General features: G+C 70.3%; 20 protein-coding genes and 3 pseudogenes. 17 read left to right on the top strand and 6 right to left on the bottom strand.

All coding sequences use genetic code 11. The annotated features are described in order from the left end of the window. Window positions 1-9 precede the first annotated feature (9 nt). Window positions 10-147, bottom strand: a pseudogene (locus tag ABZS58_RS26215) (aquaporin); the annotation flags it as partial. A gap of 83 nt (window positions 148-230) precedes the next feature. Next, on the bottom strand, window positions 231-1,232 hold the full coding sequence (locus tag ABZS58_RS26220) for a WYL domain-containing protein (RefSeq protein WP_354785768.1): 1,002 nt from the start codon (window positions 1,230-1,232) through the stop codon (window positions 231-233). A gap of 9 nt (window positions 1,233-1,241) precedes the next feature. Here ABZS58_RS26220 and ABZS58_RS26225 point away from each other — a divergent pair, with 9 nt between their 5' ends. From ABZS58_RS26225 to ABZS58_RS26250, 6 genes are all read left to right on the top strand, one after another. Continuing rightward, a complete protein-coding gene (locus tag ABZS58_RS26225; protein ID WP_354785770.1) occupies window positions 1,242-2,186 on the top strand; it encodes an alpha/beta hydrolase in 945 nt (314 codons plus the stop codon). Next, entirely contained in the window at window positions 2,159-2,311 is a 153-nt protein-coding gene (locus ABZS58_RS26230; RefSeq protein WP_354785772.1) for a hypothetical protein, read from the top strand. The genes ABZS58_RS26225 and ABZS58_RS26230 overlap by 28 nt, the downstream gene beginning before the upstream one ends. Before the next feature lie 46 nt (window positions 2,312-2,357). After that, on the top strand, window positions 2,358-3,197 hold the full coding sequence (locus ABZS58_RS26235; protein WP_354785774.1) for a polysaccharide deacetylase family protein: 840 nt from the start codon (window positions 2,358-2,360) through the stop codon (window positions 3,195-3,197). A gap of 230 nt (window positions 3,198-3,427) precedes the next feature. Beyond that, the gene (locus tag ABZS58_RS26240) at window positions 3,428-3,889 is read left to right on the top strand and encodes a GntR family transcriptional regulator (protein WP_354785776.1); all 462 of its coding nucleotides are present in this window, start codon (window positions 3,428-3,430) and stop codon (window positions 3,887-3,889) included. Then, complete coding sequence (locus ABZS58_RS26245; RefSeq protein WP_354785778.1) at window positions 3,886-4,812, top strand: ABC transporter ATP-binding protein; 927 nt, start codon at window positions 3,886-3,888, stop codon at window positions 4,810-4,812. The genes ABZS58_RS26240 and ABZS58_RS26245 overlap by 4 nt, the downstream gene beginning before the upstream one ends. Beyond that, window positions 4,809-5,888 (top strand): ABC transporter permease, encoded by a 1,080-nt coding sequence (locus tag ABZS58_RS26250; RefSeq protein ID WP_354785780.1) that lies wholly within the window; start codon window positions 4,809-4,811, stop codon window positions 5,886-5,888. Before ABZS58_RS26245 ends, ABZS58_RS26250 begins: the two co-directional genes overlap by 4 nt. Window positions 5,889-6,172: 284 nt before the next feature. On the opposite strand, the gene ABZS58_RS26255 is transcribed toward ABZS58_RS26250, so the two are convergent. Both ABZS58_RS26255 and ABZS58_RS26260 read right to left on the bottom strand, forming a co-directional pair. Then, window positions 6,173-6,790: an HAD-IB family phosphatase gene (locus ABZS58_RS26255; RefSeq protein ID WP_354785782.1), complete on the bottom strand. Its 618-nt coding sequence runs from the start codon at window positions 6,788-6,790 to the stop codon at window positions 6,173-6,175. 94 nt (window positions 6,791-6,884) lie between these two features. Further along, on the bottom strand, window positions 6,885-7,817 hold the full coding sequence (locus tag ABZS58_RS26260) for a TIGR03619 family F420-dependent LLM class oxidoreductase (protein WP_354785784.1): 933 nt from the start codon (window positions 7,815-7,817) through the stop codon (window positions 6,885-6,887). A 434-nt stretch (window positions 7,818-8,251) separates the two neighbouring features. Here ABZS58_RS26260 and ABZS58_RS26265 point away from each other — a divergent pair, with 434 nt between their 5' ends. The 10 genes from ABZS58_RS26265 to ABZS58_RS26310 are packed head-to-tail and all read left to right on the top strand — an operon-like array spanning window position 8,252 to window position 19,090. Further along, the gene (locus ABZS58_RS26265) at window positions 8,252-8,494 is read left to right on the top strand and encodes a hypothetical protein (RefSeq protein ID WP_354785786.1); all 243 of its coding nucleotides are present in this window, start codon (window positions 8,252-8,254) and stop codon (window positions 8,492-8,494) included. Next, entirely contained in the window at window positions 8,485-11,220 is a 2,736-nt protein-coding gene (locus ABZS58_RS26270; RefSeq protein ID WP_354785788.1) for a PEP/pyruvate-binding domain-containing protein, read from the top strand. Before ABZS58_RS26265 ends, ABZS58_RS26270 begins: the two co-directional genes overlap by 10 nt. Further along, a complete protein-coding gene (locus ABZS58_RS26275; RefSeq protein WP_354785790.1) occupies window positions 11,217-12,125 on the top strand; it encodes a hypothetical protein in 909 nt (302 codons plus the stop codon). The genes ABZS58_RS26270 and ABZS58_RS26275 overlap by 4 nt, the downstream gene beginning before the upstream one ends. Window positions 12,126-12,145: 20 nt before the next feature. Then, window positions 12,146-12,775 (top strand): hypothetical protein, encoded by a 630-nt coding sequence (locus tag ABZS58_RS26280; protein WP_354785792.1) that lies wholly within the window; start codon window positions 12,146-12,148, stop codon window positions 12,773-12,775. A 2-nt stretch (window positions 12,776-12,777) separates the two neighbouring features. Next, the gene (locus ABZS58_RS26285; RefSeq protein WP_354785794.1) at window positions 12,778-14,394 is read left to right on the top strand and encodes a DUF6182 family protein; all 1,617 of its coding nucleotides are present in this window, start codon (window positions 12,778-12,780) and stop codon (window positions 14,392-14,394) included. Window positions 14,395-14,410: 16 nt separating this feature from the next. Next, window positions 14,411-15,538 carry a hypothetical protein gene (locus tag ABZS58_RS26290; RefSeq protein ID WP_354785796.1) on the top strand — a complete coding sequence of 376 codons (1,128 nt, stop codon included), beginning with the start codon at window positions 14,411-14,413 and terminating at the stop codon, window positions 15,536-15,538. Continuing rightward, the gene (locus ABZS58_RS26295; protein WP_354785798.1) at window positions 15,535-16,572 is read left to right on the top strand and encodes a ScbA/BarX family gamma-butyrolactone biosynthesis protein; all 1,038 of its coding nucleotides are present in this window, start codon (window positions 15,535-15,537) and stop codon (window positions 16,570-16,572) included. The genes ABZS58_RS26290 and ABZS58_RS26295 overlap by 4 nt, the downstream gene beginning before the upstream one ends. A 4-nt stretch (window positions 16,573-16,576) precedes the next feature. Then, window positions 16,577-17,638, top strand: coding sequence for a beta-ketoacyl-ACP synthase III (locus ABZS58_RS26300; protein WP_354785800.1), 1,062 nt, complete (start codon window positions 16,577-16,579; stop codon window positions 17,636-17,638). Then, the gene (locus ABZS58_RS26305) at window positions 17,635-17,886 is read left to right on the top strand and encodes an acyl carrier protein (RefSeq protein ID WP_354785802.1); all 252 of its coding nucleotides are present in this window, start codon (window positions 17,635-17,637) and stop codon (window positions 17,884-17,886) included. The genes ABZS58_RS26300 and ABZS58_RS26305 overlap by 4 nt, the downstream gene beginning before the upstream one ends. After that, complete coding sequence (locus ABZS58_RS26310; protein ID WP_354785804.1) at window positions 17,873-19,090, top strand: beta-ketoacyl-[acyl-carrier-protein] synthase family protein; 1,218 nt, start codon at window positions 17,873-17,875, stop codon at window positions 19,088-19,090. The genes ABZS58_RS26305 and ABZS58_RS26310 overlap by 14 nt, the downstream gene beginning before the upstream one ends. Here the strand turns inward: ABZS58_RS26310 and ABZS58_RS26315 are convergent. Next, window positions 19,077-20,354 carry a rhomboid-like protein gene (locus ABZS58_RS26315; protein ID WP_354785806.1) on the bottom strand — a complete coding sequence of 426 codons (1,278 nt, stop codon included), beginning with the start codon at window positions 20,352-20,354 and terminating at the stop codon, window positions 19,077-19,079. The genes ABZS58_RS26310 and ABZS58_RS26315 overlap by 14 nt on opposite strands. Before the next feature lie 40 nt (window positions 20,355-20,394). On the opposite strand from ABZS58_RS26315, the pseudogene ABZS58_RS26320 reads away from it, so the two are divergent. After that, a pseudogene (locus tag ABZS58_RS26320) lies at window positions 20,395-20,463 on the top strand (hypothetical protein); the annotation flags it as partial. A gap of 39 nt (window positions 20,464-20,502) precedes the next feature. On the opposite strand, the pseudogene ABZS58_RS26325 reads toward ABZS58_RS26320, so the two are convergent. Beyond that, window positions 20,503-20,651, bottom strand: a pseudogene (locus ABZS58_RS26325) (insulinase family protein); the annotation flags it as partial. Window position 20,652 lies beyond the last annotated feature (1 nt).

Here is a 20,652-nt window from a genome sequence, read left to right on the forward strand (position 1 = left end):
CCAAGTGAACTATGCCTCCTTGCTGCCATGCACGAGCAGCCGCTCCCACAGGACGGCGCCGGCGACCGCACCGAGCACCGGGCCGACGACGTAGACCCACCAGAACGGGAACTCGACGGCAACGATGTCCGAGCCGACGGTTCGTGCCGGTTTGAGCGAGCCTGTGCGGTCGTAATTCGGTTCGGTGGCTGTGACGTGCGGGTTGTCCGTGGCTCAGCACCGATCACGGCTCAGCCGTATCGCTCGACGAGCGCCTTGCCGATCGAGGCCAGGTGGTCCCGCACACCCGGTGGGCCGGTCACCTCGAGCCATTCGACCAGCCCGGCAAGCTCACCGGCGAGCACGTACTCGTCGTTGCCGCGGATCACGACCTCGATGCGGCCGTCGGTCGTGGGACCTCCCACCTCGAGCCGATCGCCGAACCCGATCCGGAGCATGCCTGTCCCGTGGGGCACGCAGACCGCCTGGATCTCGAGGGGCATTCGCTTGCGGTCGACCTCGTCGGCGATCTCGCGCCAGCTCCCGGCGAGGTCGAAGTCCTCGGGTCGATGCACGGGATCGTCGGTCGGGTCGGCGGACGACACGCGGTCGATCCGGAAGGTCCGCCGGCCCGCCTCGGTGTTGCAGACGAGGTACCACGACGGGCCTTTGGCGACGATGCCCAGCGGGTGGACGGTTCGCTCGGTTTCGGCGCCTGTGCGGTCGATGTAGCCGAGCCGCACCTGGACGCCACGGATCACCGCGTCCTGGAGTTCGTCGAGGAAGCGAGGCGGTCGATGCTCCACCCGACTCGACCCCCATCGTCGGGGGTCCGTGACCAGCGACGACGCGGCCGCCTCGGCCTGCACCCGGAAGGGCTCCGGCAGGGCATGGACGAGCTTGCGCAGCGCCGCTTTCACGGCCGGCGTAGCGGCCGAGGCCGGGCCGGCAACCAGGAACAGGGCCCGGGCCTCACCCGCGGTCAACCCGGACAGGTCGGTGCGGGCGCCGCCCACGAGGCGCCAGCCGCCGCCTCGGCCCTGCATGGAATACACGGGCACCCCGGCCATGGCCAGGGCGTCGAGGTCGCGGCGGGCGGTGCGCTCGGAGACCTCCAGCTCCCGGGCGACCTCTGCCGCTGTCACCTGCTCGCGCTGTTGCAGCAGAAGGAGGACTGCCATCAACCGGTCGGCTCGCACCCCGACAACATTCCACAGAATACCGGTCATAGGGTGACCGGTTTCGGTCGGCACGATGGCGACATGACCTCACCAACCGATTTTCCCGAGCCCACCCTGATTCCGGTCAACGGTGTGCAGCTCGAAGTCTTCGAAGTAGGGCGGCAGAACGCGGGAAGGCCCATCGTGCTCTGTCACGGCTGGCCGGAGCACGCATTTTCCTGGCGCCATCAGATGCCCGCCCTCGCCGCAGCGGGCTACCACGTCATCGTCCCGAACCAGCGGGGGTACGGCAACTCGTCCCGTCCGGCCGAGGTGACGGACTACGACATCGAGCACCTGTCGGGTGATCTCGTCGCGCTGCTCGACCACTACGGGTACGACGACGCCACCTTTGTCGGTCATGACTGGGGTGCCGCCGTCGTCTGGGGCCTGACCTTGTTGCATCCGAACCGGGTCAACGGGGTGATCAACCTGAGCTTGCCGTACCTCGAGCGCGGCGACAAACCCTGGATCGAGGTCATGGAAGCCGTGCTCGGCGGCGACTTCTACTTCGTCCACTTCAACCGGCAGCCGGGCGTCGCCGACGCCGTGTTCGACGAGAACACCTTCCAGTTCCTTCGCAACATGTACCGGAAGAACGAGCCGCCCAAGGAGCCGCAGCCGGGCATGGCGTTGATCGAGCTCGCCAGAGCGGAGACGCCACTCGGTGAGCCCGTCATGAGCGACAGCGAACTGGCCGTCTTCGTCTCCGCCTTCGAGTCGACAGGGTTCACGGGCGGCATCAACTGGTACCGGAACCTCGACCGCAACTGGCGGTTGCTGGCGGACGTGGACCCCATCATCCAGCAGCCCACACTCATGATCTACGGCGACCGTGACGCGGTCGCGAGGTCCGAACGACTGGCAGAGTTCGTGCCCAACGTGGAAGTGGTCAGCCTGGACTGCGGTCACTGGATCCAGCAGGAACGGCCGGAAGAAACAAACCAGGCGATGCTGAAGTGGCTGGACCAGCGGGATGCCACCTGACCGGCCTGCACGACGCGGTCACCGGGCGGGGTGAGCTGCCCACGGCGCCGGCCGAGGAATCCGGCGGCACCGTGCAGATGTGGCAGTGGATCGGTGACGAACCCGCCGTGACCTTCAGCCACTGACCGGGTCGCCGGCCCGCCGGCCGGTGCGGCGTGCAACCCTGTCGCGGTGTCCGCCCGTCTGACAGGTGTGCGTTTTGCGATCCTCGGCCTGCCGGCCGCCGTGGTGGTGCTGCTGCTGGTCACGCTGACCGGCGACAGCATCACCGCGGCACGGCCCGCGCAGCCGGCGCCGGCCGTGTCCGCCGTCCCGGTCGCCGCCGCGCCCCTGCCCAGCCCCACCCCGTCGGCGTCCCCGTCACCCAGCCCGACCTTCCATGACGGCGACGGGCGCTTCGGCGCCTTCATCACGACGGGAAGCCCGGCGGTCGCGCTGACCTTCGACGACGGGCCGGACCCGATCAACACCCCCAAGCTGCTGGCCATGCTGCGGGAGCGGCACATCCACGCCACGTTCTGCATGGTCGGGTTCCGGGTCCGCGACCGGCCCGACCTCGTCCGGGCCATCCACGCCGACGGGCACACCCTGTGCAACCACTCGTGGCAGCACCTGCTGAACCTCGCCCAGCGCGACGACGCCTACATCGACTGGGACCTCAGGCACACCAACGACATGATCCGCGCGGCGGTCGGCACGGACGTGCCGGTCCGGTACTTCCGCGCGCCCGGCGGCAACTTCACGCCCGCCCTCGTGGCGAAGGCGCGCTCGCTGGGCATGGACTCGATCTCCTGGGACGTGGACCCGCGCGACTGGGAGCACACCCACGACAGCGGCGCGTCGGCGCACATCTCCCGCGTGGTGAGCCACGTGAAAGGCCACACGCGCCCGGGCTCGATCGTGCTGTCCCACGACAACGGCCAGCCGAACACCATCACCGCCTACCAGGACCTGCTGCCCTGGCTCCAGGAACGCTTCACCCTGGCGGGACTGCCCGCCGCCGGGCTGTGACGTTCACAAAGGGCTGGGACGTTCACAAAGGGCTGTGACGGTCACGACGGGTAGGTGACCCGCTGCGCGTTCGTCGCGTGCAGTCCCACAACGGCCAGCAGCCGGCCCAGGAGCATCCAGCATGCGCCATCCCGCCCCCGGCCTGCCGCTTGTGGTAATGGTTAACGAGTGTTCTACTCGACCATAACAATTTGTCCTTGTCCAAGGGACGGATGGAGAGGACCCGTGAGGTGATCAACTTCCATATCGACCGGTCCAGCAGCGTCCCCGCGTACGCCCAGTTGGTGCGGCAGGTGCGCGAGGGGCTGCGGATCGGAACGCTGCAGCCCGGGGACCAGCTCCCCACCGTGCGCAGCGTGGTGACGTCGTGCACGATCAACCCGACCACGGTGCTGAAGGCCTACCGCGAGCTGGAGCTGTCCGGCCTGGTGGAGGCGCGGCAGGGGGCGGGCACCTTCGTCAGCGGGACGCTCGGCCACGCGGATCCCCATGTCATGGCCCGCTTGCGCACAGGCCTGGCCCGGTGGCTCGGCCAGGCCCGCGACGCAGGTCTGGAGGACGAGGACGTTCAGGCGCTGATCGCCTCGGTGATCGTCGAGGACTCGCTGCGCAGGACGCAGGCCGGCAGCGACCAGCCGCAGAGCGAACCGGCGCCGGGCGCTGCGATCCAGCAGAAGAAAGGCGCCGCATGAGCGAGCAGCCCATCGCCGTGGAAGCCCGCGACGTGAGCAAGCGCTACCGCAACGTGTGGGCGCTGCGGGAGTGTGGTTTCCAGTTGCCCGCCCACCGCATCATCGCGCTCGTCGGCGCCAACGGCGCGGGCAAGTCGACCCTGATGAGCATCATCAGCGGCATGCTGCCGGCCACCTCCGGCTCGCTGCTGGTCAACGGCCGCCCCGTGGTGAAGGGCGGGGCCGCGGGTGGGGGCGGACCTGCCGGCGTCGGGAGCCGGGTCGCGATCCTGGCCCAGGACAAGCCGCTGTACCGGGACTTCAGCGTGGCCGACATGCTCCGCTTCGGACGAGCCACCAACCGCATGTGGGACCAACGACGGGCACTGTCCTGGCTGGAGCGCTTCGACATACCGCTCGACCGCCGTTGCGGCAAACTGTCCGGCGGGCAGCGGGCACAGGTCGCGCTCGCGGTCGCCCTGGGCTCCCGCCCCGCCGTGCTGCTGCTGGACGAGCCCCTCGCGAACCTCGACCCGGTGGCCCGCACCGAGGTGACCGGCGAGCTGATGGCCGAGGCCGCCGACAGCGACATGACCGTGATGCTGTCGACCCACATCATCGCCGAGCTCAGCGGCGTCGGCGACCATCTGCTGCTGCTCGACGCGGGCCGCCCCGTGCTCACCGGCGACGTCGAGGAGCTGCTCGACGGCCACCTGCGGCTCACCGGACCCCGCGCGGACCTGCCACCGAGCCCAGGCACGATCGTCCAGGCGCAGCACACCGACCGGCAGTCCACGTTCGTCGTCCGGCAGCCCGCCGGACCGGCCGCGCCGGCGATCGTCGCGCCCGGCTGGACCGCCCAACCCGTCACCCTGGACGAGCTGATCCTGACCTACCTCAAGGCGTCGGCCAAGACACACCGGGACCTGGAGGCAGCAGCATGACCCCGATCACCCGGCCACGGCTCGCCGCGCACCACGAGGACAGCACCGAGTCCACCGCCACGCCGGGCGGGGGCTTCTCCGGTCTGATCTGGCTGGCCTGGCGCCAGCACCGCTGGACCATCCTCGGCACGCTCGTCCTGGCCGCCGTGCTCGTGGGCTGGATGACCTACCTGTCCGCCGAGGTGACCGACCTGTATCACCAGTGCCACGACATGAGGTGCCCGGAACACTCCCCCCAGGCCGCCAGACTCGCCGGGACCTCCAACCTGACCCTGACCCTCGCCTCGCTGTTGCTGCTGGTGCAGTACATGCCGATGCTGATCGGCGTGTTCATCGGCGTCCCCCTGCTGTCCAGGGAGCACGAGCAGCGGACCCTGCTGCTGGCCTGGAGCCAGGACGTCTCCCCGGCGCGCTGGCTCTGGGCCAAGCTGAGCCTGCTCGGCCTGTTCGTGGCGGCCGTGACCGCGGTCGTGGCCGGCGCCAGCGACCACTTGGAGCACGTGGTGTCCAACGTCTCCCGCGTAGGCATGTTCCAGTACCGGAGTCTCCTGAACACCGGGATGCTCCCACTCGCGATCAGCATCTGCTGGTTCGCGATCGGCGCCGCACTCGGCGCCGCCATCAAACGCACACTCCCCGCCGTGTTCGGCGTCGCCGCGGGCTTCATCGGCCTGACGCTGCTCGTCCGGTGGCGCTACCCCACGCTCATGAAGCCGCTGTCCGCCCACCTGCAGATCGGCGCGCCGGACAACGCCGTGCTGCGGGACAAGAACGACCTGATCCTCACGGGCGGCTTCATCGACTACGGCCGCGACCAGCCGTCTGGCCTGTACGACGCCTCCGGGCACCAGCTCACCGGCGCGGAACTGGAACGCCTCTGCCCGCCCGACGACGGTGCCGGCACAGTGTGGTCCTGCTACGCCGACAACCATCTCCAGCAGTACCTGGAGTATCAGCCGGGCAGCAGGATCCCCGACTTCCACCTGATCCTCGCCGCCGGCTACCTGGGCCTGGCCGCGGTGGCCCTCGCCGCCGTCTGGCTGATCGTGCGCCGCACCAACCTCAGCGCGGGCTGACAGCGCGAACCCCGGCGGCACCGAGGCTCCCATGCCGAACCGGCGTCCGGCATGGAAGCCGTGGGTCGACACAACGGTTCCACCCCGCGGCCCGCGTTGTCCCGGCCGCGTGTCGACAGGCGGCCGGGCAGCCATCCGGTCGCGATCCCTTGCTCAGGGCGTGCGGCTCGAATTCGATTCCGATCGGCATGCGGAGGGGGATCGACATCCGGTCAGTACGGTGGCCCGGCCGGAGACGGACCGCGATGGAGGCGTGGCAGACCTGGGCAGGCCTCGACCCGGTCTCAGTGACGTTCCAGGATGAGGCGTGCGATGTCGTCGATCGGCGCCGCCGGGAGGTGCCATGTCGGGCTGCAGTCGTCAGGCAGGGTGGCGCCGACGTAGATCGAGGTCTGCGCGGAGCGCAGCATGTGCACGTCGCCGACGCTGTCGCCGACGGCGGCGATCTGGTCGGGTGTGACGCGAAGCGCGCGGGCATGGCCGGCGAGCAGCGTCGGCTTGGTGGCCGGGAAGACGCAGTCGAACCGTCCGTTGTCGTCGAGCTCCGCCGCGATGATCTTCTCGATGCCGACTCGTCCGGCGAAATACGCGACGCTGGAGGCAAGGGCCAGGGACACGACGACCGTCCTGATGCCGGCCCGGTGCAGCGCCGCTATGCCCTCGCAGGCACCTGGGGCGAGCGGAATGCCGGACAGGGCTGCGGCGATCTCCCTGCGGGTGCGGTGTCTCAGGTGCTCCCAGACACCGGCGTGGGCCGCCCTGATCTCCTCGTCGGTGCGCGCCTGTCCCCAGATCGGCATTCGATCAGCGAAGCCGAACGCGGTTGCGAGGGTCTGCAGGCAGGTCTGGCCTCGGGTGAGCGTGCCGTCGAGGTCGAAGGCGACGAGCCGGGTCCTGGTCACGACATTCGCCCGTGTCCGAGCCGGACGGCGCCGGCCACGGATTCCGGTGCCGGGCCGGCGCCCGGGTAGGTGTCCCTCGACCTCGCCCGATCCATTACTTGCGGGCCAGTTCGATCAGCTCGGCGTACAGCGCCAACTCGTCGTCGATCGTGGCAGCGCTCGCGTCGGCGCGCCAGGCGCGCCCCGTGGTGGAGAACTGCACATGCCCGACGCCGCTGCCATCGAGCCGGGACAGGTCCTCGGCGATCTGCCGCGGCGACCCGCCGAGGTAGGGTCGGTCGGCACCCAGGTCCGCCGCGGTGAGCGGCACGCTCGCGCGGGCGACCACGGCCACCGACGCCGGGTCACGGCCGAACTCCACGACCGCGGCGCGGAATGCGGCCGTCGCGTCCAGCAGCTGGTCGCGGGTGACCACCAACGGGATGAGCCCGTCGGCGATGCGCGCCGCCCGTCGGACGCCACCCGGCGACACGGCACCCAGCAGAATCGGCACGTGCGGCTGGACCGGCTTCGGGTTGATCTCGGACCCGGCGATGTGCGTGAACTGGCCCTCGTAGGAGACCGGGTCAGGCCCCCAGCACGCCCGCATGGCCTCGACGACCTCGTCCATCCCGCGTCCGATCCGGCCCATCGGCACGCCGGCCGCGGCGAACTCCTGCGGCATCCAGCCCTGCCCCAGCCCGGCGACGAGGCGGCCGCCACTGAGCTGGTCCAGGGTGGCGAACCGCTTGGCCAGCACGATCGCCGGATGCAGCAGCGCGTCGACGATGCTGGTGCCGAGACTGATGTGGTCGGTGAGCGCCGCGACGTAACTCAACGTCTCGAGGGGTTCGTACGCAAGACGGTAGGCCTCCGGCACCGGCTGCGGCTCACCACCACGGATTGCGACGGGCGCGAGGGGCCGCATCAGCCGCTCGTAGGTCCACACCGAGTCGTACCCGAGCCGCTCCGCCTCTTGCGCGACCCGCGCGATGTTCGCCGGGGCCGCCAGCGGGCCCGACGTTGGAAGTGCGATGCCGAGCTTCATGTCTGCCAATCATCGGGGTTGGAGGTGAGCCCGGGGCCGCGCGGTCGCTGTGCCCGGACCCACCGGTTCAATCGGTCGGATCGAAGCCGCGCTCAGTTCCGCTCGAACACTCACGTGCGGGCTTGCTGGAGTGTTCTCCTTTCGTGCTCTCTTTGCGGGGCAGCAGCCGCCGGGATCATCCCCACGAAAACCGATAGGCATGCCGCGCCCGCCGCAACGATCCGAAATCTCATCAGACCTCCCTTGAAAGTCAGGTGCGTGGTGGCGGCCATCACGCACCCCAGCTGCACGAAGCACACGAAATGTCGGGCGGTGCGCGGAAAACGACAGCGGACAACGACCGGGCACTGCGATTCGCCGGCCCAGGTCCGACGGGCACACGCTTGCCCCACTGGCCGAGCGGCGACCATGCAGGGCGGCAATGACGAGCGTCAATGCGGTTGAGGTTCATCGGCGGCGGTGTCGACGCCCGCCGCGGCGGCGTCCGCAACTATCGACACTGTAGCAAGATGGTCATGGAGTTGGTACCGTCGTTCATCGAGCGACGTCACTCCCAACCGTCCACATTGGGCAGCGACATGATCGGGATCAACCGCGCACCTGAACCGCCCGCCGCCCGCCGCCCGCCGCCCGCCGATCTTCACGGCACCTCGAAAGGTGTTCACAAATGTGGCTGATCGACGACGGACCGGGCCTCACCGACCCCACACTGGTCGGACACAAGTTCGCCCGGCAGGTGCTCCTCGCCCAGGACGGCTTCCCCGTTCCTCCGCTGGTGTGCGTACCGGCGACCGTGTTCGACCTGTTGCTCGGCGGTTCCGACTTCACCGCAGCGTCCGCAGGCGTGTTGCCGCACTCCGACGCGACGCTGACAGCGGCCGCCGAGCAGGCACGCAAGCTGGTTCGTGACGTTGCGCTGCCGGTCGAGCTGCTCCAGATCCTGGACGGCAGCTTCGACGGGATCGCGGGCGGGTCCGGATGTGTCGCCGTTCGTGCCTGCGTGGTGCCGCCGGCCGGGAACGACGGCGCCGGCGAGGACTCGGCCGAGGATCCGTTCGCCGGCATGAGCGACAGCTTTCTGTACGTGCAACGGGCACAGCTCCCGCAACGGCTCGTCGACTGCTGGGCCTCGGCGTTCAACACCGAGGCCGTGCTCTACCGCGCGCGGCGCGGACTGGACCCGTTCGCTGCCCGGGTCGCCGTCGGCATCCAGCGCATGGCGATGGGCGCCCGTTCGTTCGTCGCGTTCACGCGCGATCCCCGCGACGGGTCTCGGCGGTGCATCATCGCCGCGGCGCACGGGATCGGCGAAGGCGTCGTGCAGGAAAAGGCGGATGTGGACCATTACATCGTCGATCCAGCATCAAAGGCGGTGCTGGAGGCGCACGTTCCCGTGAAGACGAGAGCCGTCGGCCGGGACCCGCAACGACCGCAGGACGGACCGGTCGCCGTCCCGGTCGACCCGCGCGACGCCACGGCAAGGGTGCTGACGGACGCCGAGGTGGCCGCGGTCACCGACCTCGCACTCCGGGTGGCGCGACGGTTCGGCCAGCCACAGGACATCGAGGGGACGATCACCCCGGACGGGCTCGTGCACCTCGTGCAGGCCAGGCCGATCGCGCACGGCCCGGCACCCCGGACCGACGTGGACGACGCCGCGACCGCACAGATCACGTGGGACAACAACAACGTCACGGAGAGTTTCCCGGGGGTCAGCAGCGCGCTCACCTTCACCGTGGCCCGCAACCTGTACGAGGTCGGATTCGCCGATCTCTACCGGCGGATGGGTGTACCGGCACGAACCGCGCGCCGCAATCAGCATCTCCTGCGACGGATGATCGGGCACCTCAACGGCCGCGTCTACTACCAGCTCGACTCCTGGTACCGGCTGCACGGGCAGATCAGATGCTTCCGACCGCTCTGGTCCACCTGGGAGCAGTCCATGGGCATCACGGCTGCCGCCGACCAGCGGCCCCGGACCCGCATCCGGACCTGGTTCACCAACATCGCGTGCACCGCGGAGATCGCGGCACGCATGATGGCCCACCCCCGGCGCGTGCGCGGCTTCGTCCGATGGTGGGACGGGTATCACCTGCGCCTGTCCGACACCTCGAGCATGCGCCCGCACGAGGCCGTGACCGAATTCCAGTTGCTGTGGACCGAGGTGGCCCGCCGCTGGGGTGTGACCCTGGTCAACGGCCTCCTGCTGTTCGCCGCGACGTGGGCGACGAAAGGGCTGGCACGCCGGTGGATCCCCGACGCGGACAGCGGCGTGTTCAACGGGATGCTCTGCGGCGGAGACGGGAACCGCTCAGCGGCGGCCGTGCGATCGGCGGTGCATCTGGCGTCGGTCGCCGCATCCTCGGCGGAGGTCTCCGCCAAGCTGACCGCGGCGGAGACCTCCGCGCAGGACGCGCGGCTGCTCTGGGAGCAGGTGATGGCCGACGACGCCCACGAGTTCGCGGCGGCGATGCGCCAGCATCTGCGCTCCTACGGCGACCGGGCCCCACACGACCTCAAACTTGAGGCGCGGACCCCCCGTGACGAGCCGTGGATGGTGCTGGACACCGTGCGGTCATATCTGCGGCAGCGTCTCGACGTCCCGGCCAACGACAGGACCGGAGCCGACCAACGCCGGCAGGCCGCCCGGCAGCTGCGCGAGCAGTGCCGCAATCCGGCCAAGCGTCTCACGCTGCACGTGCTGTTCAACGCCATGCGGGTCCTCATCCGCAATCGCGAGGACACGCGCTTCTGCCGCAGTCAGCTGTTCGGCGACTGCCGGGCGCTGCTCATGCGACTGGGTGCGGAACTGGCCACGCAGGACCGGCTGGACCATCAACGCGACATCCTCGACCTGACGGTCGACGAGGTGGTGGGCGCCTTCGACGGCACGCTCGCCGGTGCCGACCTGCGCGGGCTCGCAGCGGTGCGGGCCGCGGAACGCGCCGGGTGGGAGCAGGCCGCCGCGCTGCCCGCGCGGCTGCGGACCGCCGCTGATCTGCCGGTCGTGTGTACGCTGGCCACCGCCGCGACGAAGGGGGCTGCCGAGCCCTCGCCGGCCGGTGCCCGTGCGACGACGTTGAGGGGCCTGCCCTCGAGCTCCGGCACGGTGCGGGGAGTGGCCGCCGTCGTCCTCGACGTCTCGGCTCCGGCAGAGCGGTGCCGGGACAAGATCCTGGTCGCCCGCGAGACCGACCCGGGTTGGCTCTACCTGATGATGTCCGCCAAGGCGCTGATCGTGGAGCGCGGAACGCTGCTCTCCCACACGGCCATCACCGGACGGTTGCTCGGCATCCCGACGGTCGTGGCGGTCGAGCGGGCGACCACGCTGATCGCGGACGGCAGTCTGGTCGAGGTCGACGGCGCGGCGGGCACCGTGCGAATCCTGGACGGCCGGCCGTGACACGCAGGCTGGTCAGCTACCTCCGCGTCGCCTACCGGCCGGCCTTCTACGTGCCGTTCATGCTGTTGTGGGCGATCGGCCTGACCGCGCTCTTCACGATCGTGACCGGTGCGGTGCACCAGTGGCGCCCGGACCGCGGCGTCGTCATCACCGCCCTCACGCTCGTCCTCGACATGCTCCTGCTGCGGGCGCTGGACGATCTCGGTGACCACGGCTACGACCGTGTCCACAACCCGGGTCGGCCACTGCCGAGCGGCCTCGTGCGGGAACGGGACCTGCAGTGGCTGGTGGCGGTCCTCGCCGCGACGGTGCTGGTGCTGAACGCAGGCCGTGGCGCCGCGCTGGTCATGCTTGCCGTGCAGCTCGGATACACCGCCGTCGTCACGGCCGTGGACCGCCTCTGGGGCTTCCCGCCGCACGACCGGCTCCTGCTGCACATGGCCGTGAACATGCCGATCCAACCGCTGCTGAGCCTCTACGTGTACGCCGGCTTCCTGCAGAACACGCACCAGCACGTGAGCGTCCAGGGGCTGTCGGCAGTACTGGCGGTGACGCTCGGCGCCATGTGCCTCGAGTTCGGCCGCAAGGTCACGCGGCAGCCCCGACCCGGTGAACGAACGTATGTGACGCAGCTCGGCACGGCGGGCACCTCGGGGGTCGCGCTGACGTGCGCCGTCGTCGGTGTGAGTGCCGTGCTGGCCGTACTGCGGCCGTGGCACCCGGCGGCGGACGCGTACGGGTGGGGTTGGCTGGCCGTGCTGCCCTTGGCCTTGCCATCGGTCGCGTTCGCCCGCTTCGCGGCCGGCGCACGTCGGTGGCCGGTCGCGCCGACCTTGGGCTACGTCCCGGCCATGTATCTCAGCTTCATCGCGATCAGCTGGCTGACCGTTCAAGCGCCTGTCTGAACGTTCGGGAGGGGTGTCCTTTGACCGACTTCTACACCGTGCTCGGCTCGGACTTCGCCGGCAAGTCGACGGTGCTGCAGCGGCTGCACGATGATCACGGCTGGCACGTCGTCTCCTACGACGACCGCTACATCGCCGGCCATCCGCTCATCCGCGTGTTGCGCGAGACCTGGGTGGGAGAGGCGTTCGCCTGGGCCGGCGACCGCTACTCGCACGAGCTGGTGCTGTCGGTGCTGCATCCGATCGTTCTGCACCTGCGTGACCAGCTCGACCGCGCCACCGGCCGGCGCCCTGTGGTCGTCGACTCGTACTACTACAAGCTCCTGGCCAAATGCCGGCTGCTCGGCATCGAACACGCACCCACGTTCAACTACTGGCGCAGTTTCCCGCGCCCGGCAGCCGTGGTCTACGTCGACGTACCGCCCTCCGTGGCCTGGAAGCGCAGCGGGTGCGGCGCACTGATCAACCGGTTCGAACACCACGGACGGGTCGCGGACCGGGAGAGCTTCTCTCTCCTGCAGGCGGACCTCCGCACCGAACTGCTCACCGAGGTGGGCGACGTCCCGCTGCGCATCGTCGACGGCTGCGCTCCTCCCGACACGGTCGTGGCCGCACTGCTGGATGCCGTCGGCGCGCCGGCGGTCCTGTGAGCATGGCCATCGATCAGATCCGGCCGGAACGACTGGCCCGCCTGTTCACCGAACGAGCGCGGTGGGTCGGGCACACTGCGCCGTCATCTCCGGCGGATGGCCCGGACGGCATCACGGTCCTGGTGGTGCTGCGTGACGTCGACCTCACCGACCTGGTGAACGGGGCCCGGTCCTTCGCCGCCGGTCTCGACGACGCCGAGGCCGACGCGTGGCGCCGCTCGTGGACCCGGACGCGTTTCCTGTTCGGGGATCCGGCGAATGTGGGGCAGCGGACACCGCTGCGGTTCGTCGCCCGGTCAGGCCGGATGGCGTGGCTCGGCCCGTTCCCAGCCGGGCGGCTGCCGGGGATCAGCCGGATGCTCAGACCCGTCACCGGTGTCCTCCCGGACCTGCCGGCGATCCATGACGTGGCTGACACGCCGGCCTGGCGCGCTTCGCCGGGACCGCCTCGGCAACTGCACGTGGCGGTGCGGGGGCTGTCGCTCGCGGACTACCTCGTCCATCTCCATCACACGGTCGCCGAGGCAGTGCTGCGCGGCCGGCTCAAGCCGGGCGAGCCACTGCAACTCGTGCACAAGATGGACCTCGATGGTCTGGCGGTCGGCAAGGACGACGCCTACGCGCGCGTGCACTTCGGTTTCGCGGGCCCACCGAGCCTGCGTCTCTACACCTTGCTTCCGGCACCGCGCCGGCGGACACCACCCACTGGAGGGAACGTGGACCTTCCCGACTACTCCGAAGCCGACCTCGCCCGTATAGCGCTCTCAACGCACCTGCAACGGCTCGCGGAAACGTTCCGGCAGGCGGTCGCGGCGCCCGACACCGGCGGCAGCCCCGGTGGGGACACGGGTCTCGCCGCCAGCATCTGGACGCTGCTCACGCAGGACGTGACCGCGCTGCACGACACCGTCGTCAGCTATGCGCGCAGCCGCGGATGCTCGTGGGAGGATGTCGCGGCGCTCACCGGGGTCGAGGCGCACGAGGCACGCGAACGCTGGCAGGACGCCACCGGTCCGCCCGTCGCCGATCCCGCTGCGGCGGCCTCCGCGCTCGACGCCTGGTATGTGCGGCACGGGCAGGTGGAGCCGCTCGCACGTGTGCGCGACCCGTTCACGCGGCTGCTGGACGGGCGCACCCCGGACGGCCGCCAGTGTCTTGTGTGCGCGAAGTACGCCGGTGCGCCTGTGCCGGCATGGGCCGGCCTGCCGGTGCCGCCCGGCGGGCACCTCATCGACGACGGCACCTGGCGCGTCGGCCACGGACCGACGCCGTACTGGCCGGCTGGAACGCTGCTCATCGAGTCCCGGCGACACTTCGACGACTACGCCGGCTTCGCACCGGCCGAAGCGACCACGCTCGGCCCGCTCATCCAGCGTCTCACCGGACCGCTCAAGGAGGCGACCGGAGCTCCACGCATCCACCTGTTCGCGAGCATGGAGGGCACGGAACACTTCCACCTGTGGATGCTGCCACGTGTGGCGGGGATGCCGGAGAACCGGACACACGTCGGGGACCCTGGCTCGTGCACACCGGCGGAGGCGGAGCGCGCCATCGACCGGATTCGACGGGCGTTGCGCCTGCCCGGCGACCCGGGCGCCGAGCGGGTCGCCGATGCGTAGGATCCTGCTGGCGCCTGTGACGGTAAGCCCGACGAAGCCCTTGACGCCGACCCACGTGAAGTACCTGCTGTCGTTGGACATGCTGCAGCGCGCGACATCCGGATCCGCCGCCGTCACCGTCGCCTATCGGCACGCCAACTATGCCGCCAGCCCACAGGTCGCCGGGTTCTGGGACCATCTCGAGCGGCACCATCCGGACGCCGTGTACTCGGCGATGGCCGAGGAGGACATCGGCGAGCTCTACATCGCGTACCACCGCGCCGAGGACAAGCCGCCGCACGCGCTCATCGCGACCACGCTCGACAAGGCCGCGTCCGGGTGGGTGCATCCGGCGACCGCGCGCCTGCTCGACATCTGGGAGGATCACTACCGCCTGTTGGGTCTGGTCGACCCCTTCCTCGGCCGTCACGGCCCTGAGCTCGCCGACGAGGCCGACGTCCTGAGGCTGCTCGTCGAACGGCACCTGTGCATCGACGGCCGGTCGTGTGGCGCACCCGTGTTTCTCGACGGCACGGCCGCCGGCTACCCGCTGCGCGCCATCATCGGCGCCGACGGTCAGCGCAACTATCTGCTGTACCTGCTCCGCGAGCTCATCCCGCTGTTGGACGACTACGACCTGGTGGTGCTCGCACACGACACCGAACTGCGCACCGACTACCAGATCGTGCAGCATGTCCTGGTCAGCCTCGGCGCCGCCGTGACCCGATTCGAGGTCCCACGGGTGCCGACCGACGGGTCGACCCGCTCGGCCCGCCACGGCGGCTGGCGGGGCTACACACTCGGCAGCTACGCCGGCGCGCTCGTGGCCGAGTTCGGGCTCGCCGCCTTCCGGCTCGGCCTTCGCCTGTACCTGGTCGGCAGCCTCGGCCGGACAGCGAAGCAGTCATTCTCCACCGAACACGCACGGCGGTGGTCGAGGCGTGCGACCCGCCTGCTCGCTGACGGCGGTGACGGGTGGGATCCGGCGACGGTCGCCGCGGCCGGCGTCTTCCTCGAACGCGCGGTGGCACGGCGCGGCTACGCCGATCCGAACCAGGTGGCAACCGCAATCCTCGGCCAGGGCGCCGACGTGCCCGTGAGGGGCCTTGCCGGCATCGTCCTGGGCACCGCAATCATGCGCGACCCGCTCAGCGTACGGAGATGAGAACCATGCCCCCCTTTGCAGATCCGGACCTGAGCTTCGACCGGACCGTCGACCGCAGGACGATCCACCGCCGGAACCTCACCGAGGTGTTCCTGACCGACGTGCGCCGTGTCGACGAGGACACGTTCGCGGCGGCGGCACTGCTGCCGGTCGCGCACGCGCACTACACCAGCCACACGGGGTCAGCCAACCGGATCCGCGATCCCATGCTCCTGGTCGAATGTTGCCGGCAGGCCGAGACCTTCGCCGCGCACGAGCTGTTCGCGGTGCCGCCCGGCACCGGCTTCGTGCTGCGGTCCTGGTCGCTGCGGCTGGACCCGCACCCGGTGCGCACCGCACAATCCGGTCCCACGCACGAACCGCCCGAACTGTACCTGCACTGCCAGACGCACGGCGCGCGAAGAATCGGCGGCGAACTGCGCAGTCTCGGCTACCAGTTCACGTTGTGGCTGGACGGCACGCGCCTGGGGACCGTCGACATGCAGGTCGGATACGTGGCGCCGGCTACCTACACGCTCGTGCGATGCCGCGGACGGCAAGGCGCTCCGAGGACCTCGGATCGAGGTTCGCCGGTGGACGCCGGCGAACCCGTCACGCCACAGCGGGTGGGCCGGATCAACGCGGCCGACGCGCTGCTGTGCGCTGTGGCCGACGACGGCGACCGCGTGTCCGCGAGGCTGCGGGTGGCCACCGAGCACCCGAGTCTCTTCGACCATGTCCACGATCATGTTCCGGGGACCGTGCTCGTGGAAGGCGCACGCCAGCTCGCCGCCCTCGCCACGCACGAACGGGGCGGACCGGCACCACACGAAACCACGATGCTCTCGATGGACGCCACGTTCTCGGCCTACGCCGAGCTTGACCAGCCGATCGCGGTCAGTGCCACGCTCGCGGGATCGCGCACCGGCGCGCTCGATCCGGCCGCACCGCGCCAGGTCGACGTGGTGTACCGGCAAGGCGGCCACGACATCGCCCGGGTCTGCGTCGTCATGGCCGTCGCGGCCGGATCCGACCTGACCACCGAGGGTGGGTGACGCCGTGGACAGGGTGGCGGTTCTTGCCGGCCTCGGTGCCGGCCTGCCGAGCACGCCGGTGACCAACTCCGAGATCGCGGTGCGACTGGGCATCGAACCTGACTGGATCGAGACGCGCACCGGCATCCGCCGACGGTACGTGGTCGCGCCGGGTGAGAGCACCGGCGACCTGGCGGTGAGCGCAGGCCGGCGGGCGCTGGCATCGGCCGGCACCGACACCGTCGATGCCGTCGTGCTGGCGACGAGCACACCCGATCGGCTGTGTCCTGCGACCGCGCCGCGCGTCGCCGACATCCTCGGCCTCGGCACGGTTGCGGCGTTCGACGTGGCGGCGGTCTGCTCCGGTTTCATCTATGCGTTGGCGACCGGCTCGGGGTTGATCGCGATGGGCGCGGCGGACACGGTCCTGGTGATCGGCGCGGACACGTTCTCCACCATCGTCGACCCGGCCGACCGGGCCACCAGCGCGATCTTCGGCGACGGCGCCGGAGCGGCCGTGCTGCGCGCCGGAGCGGCGGGCGAGCGCGGCGCGGTCCTCGCACTGGATCTGGGCAGCGACGGAAGCCGCGGCGACCTCATCGAGGTGCGTGGGGGCGGGTCACGTCAGCGGTCCACCGGACTGCCCGCCAAGGAAGAGGACCAGTTTCTCGTCATGCAGGGCCAGGCCGTTTTCGCGCAGGCGGTGCAGCGGATGTCCGCGTCCGCGGCGCAGGCGGCGGCACGGTGCGGATGGTCACTCGACGACGTCGACTGGTTCGTGCTGCACCAGGCCAACGCGCGGATCATCACAGCCGTCGCGAGGCAGCTGAGGCTGCCGCAGGAACGGTTCTTGTCGAACATCGACCGGGTCGGCAACACCGCGGCCGCCTCCATCCCGCTCGCCCTCGCCGACGGTGTGCTGACCGGACGGCTCCGACCAGGGCAGCGTGTGGTCCTGACCAGTTTCGGCGGTGGTCTCACCTGGGGGTCGTTCGCGCTGTCGTGGCCGCGGCTGACGGTCGGTGCGCCGCAATCCGGAGCCGGGCCTGCCGGCACGTCTGTCGATCATCCAGGGAGCATCGAATGAACGCCATTGACCAGCGCCTCGCCGAGATCCTCACGGACCAGCTGAAGGTCGACCGGGCCGCCATCGACACCGACGTCACGTTGGACTCGCTCGACATCGACTCGCTGGTCGTCGTCGAGCTCGCGCTGATCCTCGAGAAGGAGTTCGCCGTCCCGATCCCCGACGGCGAGCTCACCAAGGAGATGACCGTCGGCGATGTCGCACACCTGATCGAGGACAAGAGCGGAGGACCCGGTGCCACCGTTTGAGGTCGCGGTCACCGGGCTCGGGCTGGTGACGCCCGCGGGCGCGGACGTGGCGGAGAACTGGGACCGGGTCAGGTCGGGACGTTCCTGCGCGAGCCTCGACGAGACGCTGCCGGATCCGACGGTCACCTGCCGGGTGCGCGGCTTCGACGCCGACGCCGCCCTGGGCCCCTTCGCTGCCCGGCAGACGGAGCGTTTCGTCCAGCTCGCCGTGGTGGCCGCCCGGCAGGCCGTGGCCGACGCCGGTTGGGACACCGGCGCCTGGGACGGTGCACGCGTCGGTATCGTCCTCGGCAACTCCCTCGGCGGGATGCAGTCGGTGGAGCGGCAGCACGCCAACCTTCTCGGCGGTGATCCACGGGCCGTGTCACCGCTGCTGCTGCCCATGTTCATGGTGAACATGGTCTCGGGGTACGTCGCCATCGACCTCGACGCGAGAGGCCCGAGCCAGGTCACCGCGACCGCCTGCGCATCCGGGACCACCGCGGTCGGAACGGCCCGGGAGCTCCTGCGCTCCCGGGCCTGTGACATCGTCGTGGCCGGGGGCACGGAGTCGGCGCTCACGCCACTCGTGCTCGCCGCGTTCCGCCGCATGGGAGTGCTGTCCCGCCGGTGCGACGAACCGGCGACGGCATGCCGCCCGTTCGACGTCGACCGCGACGGCCTCGTCGCCGCTGAAGGCGCCGGAGTCCTGGTCCTGGAACGGCTCGCGGACGCACGGGCCCGCAACGCCCACGTCCGTGCGGTGGTGCGCGGCTACGGGGCGGCCACCGACGCATACCACGTCGCCGCGCCGGAGCCGAACGGCCGGGGAATCGAGCTCGCGTTGCGCGCCGCGCTCAAGGATGCGCAGCTGACCGGCTCCGACGTGGACCACGTGAACGCGCACGGCACCTCGACCCTGCAGAACGATGTCATCGAGGCGCGCGTGCTGCGCCGGGTCCTCGGCGGCCGGTCGCTGGTGACCTCGACCAAGGGCGTGACCGGACACGCGTTGGCCGCGGCCGGTGCGCTCGAGGCGGCGTACACGGTCCTCGCCATCGAGCACGGTGTGGTCCCGCCCACGGCGAACCTCATGACCGTCGACCCGGCGGTCGAGCTTGACGTGGTGCGTGCCGCGGAGCGCAAGGCACCCGTTGAGGTCGCCGTGAGCACGTCGCTCGGCTTCGGTGGGCACAACGCCGCACTCGTGTTCACGGCCGCCTGACGACGCTCTTCCGGGCGACCTCGGGCACCAGGGTGCCACTGGCTCGGTCGAGCGCGCGGGTCAGTGCCGGCTCGCCGGTCAGGTCGGCCAGCAGCAGGAGTACGCCCCGCCCGGTTGGTAGGGCCCGCATCGTCTGCTCCACCGTGGTGTCGCTGAGGCCGGCGTCGTGCCAGCGCGCCGCCACCGCCATGGCGACCGCGCCGATGACCAGTCCGATCATCGGGAGGCCGACGAAGGTGCCCAGCACCACCCCCCAGGCGCCACCGACGAGGGCGCCGTCGATCGCGCTCATGTCCCGGGTCTCCCGCACGTGTATCCGGTCCGCCTGGTCGGACCAGGCGACCACGGCGTCGTCGAGGCGCACCCGACGGTGCTCGTGCAGATGCAGCACCGTGTTCAGTGCTGCCCGGGCCTGCGTCACGCCGTCGAACGAGCAGACCACGGTCTGGTCCGCGCGCAGCCGGGCCGGATGGCGCAGGCGCCCGGCCAGCGGGCGCCGCCGCATCTGCCAACCGGCGAGAAAGCCCAGCAGGACGGCCAGCAGGTGCCCGACGTCGGTGAACGTGCCTCCGTCCAACAACGGCACGACCACGACCAGCATTGCCAACGGCACCAGGAAGCGCCATGCACGCACGGGCAGGGTGAGCGCGAGCGCGCCGCCGACGGCGTGCGAGCCGTAGCTCGTGCCGACGTCACTGGCCATCGTGATCGCGCCGCCCAACCAGCTGCCGCGGACGCCCGCCAGCAACAGCCCGTACACGAGGCAGCTCGCCACAGCGTTGGACAGGAAGAACACCACGAGCAGTCGCCGCCACCCCCACAGCACCTCGGCCACCGACAGGAGCAGCAGCAACGGGATCATCGCAACCACGCCGGCCCGCTCATCGAGCACGAAGGTGCTGGTGACCAACGTCCAGATCCGGTGGTGTTGCAGGTTGACCACGTTGGTGGAGTTGGCGAGGACGATCCGGCTCCGGGTTTCCGCACTGACGGCGTAACTGAGGATGACATCGATAACGATGACGATCAGCACGTACAGCGGGGCGAGCCGCACTCGCGCAAGGAACGACAGGCAGACCTTCGTCTTGGCCGACCACCCCGCCGCGGCGCGAAGAGCGTCGGCGAGGTCGCCGCCGGGCAGGTAGGAGGCCGGTACAAGGCCAGGCAGATCCTTGTACAGCCGTCGCCTGCTTCTCACGCCCATGAGATGCGACCTATCCAGATGATCTTCATGTCGAGTGTACTGCGGCCGGCCACCGCGCACGCCACGTCATCCTTGCTGTGCCCGCACTCCTGAGCGACGGGTGGCTGGGCGCTACCTTGCCCCGGACGAACGCAAGGAACCGTCGTGGCGGGCGTTCGTACGCCAGTCCGGCGATCCGATGCAGATCGTCCTGCTGTGCGCCGGGATCGTGCAGGACGAGGTGCTCCAGCAGGTGGTGATGCCGCGGTACGGCAGCGTCTCGTCGGCCTGCCCGACCCTGAAGACGAGCCCGGCGACGGACGGGCCTTCGTAGGGTGCGTACAGGGTGGGGACGCCGTCGACGTCGATCTGCCGCATG

It is taken from the genome of Dactylosporangium sp. NPDC005555 (assembly GCF_040605635.1).
Classification (GTDB): domain Bacteria; phylum Actinomycetota; class Actinomycetes; order Mycobacteriales; family Micromonosporaceae; genus Dactylosporangium.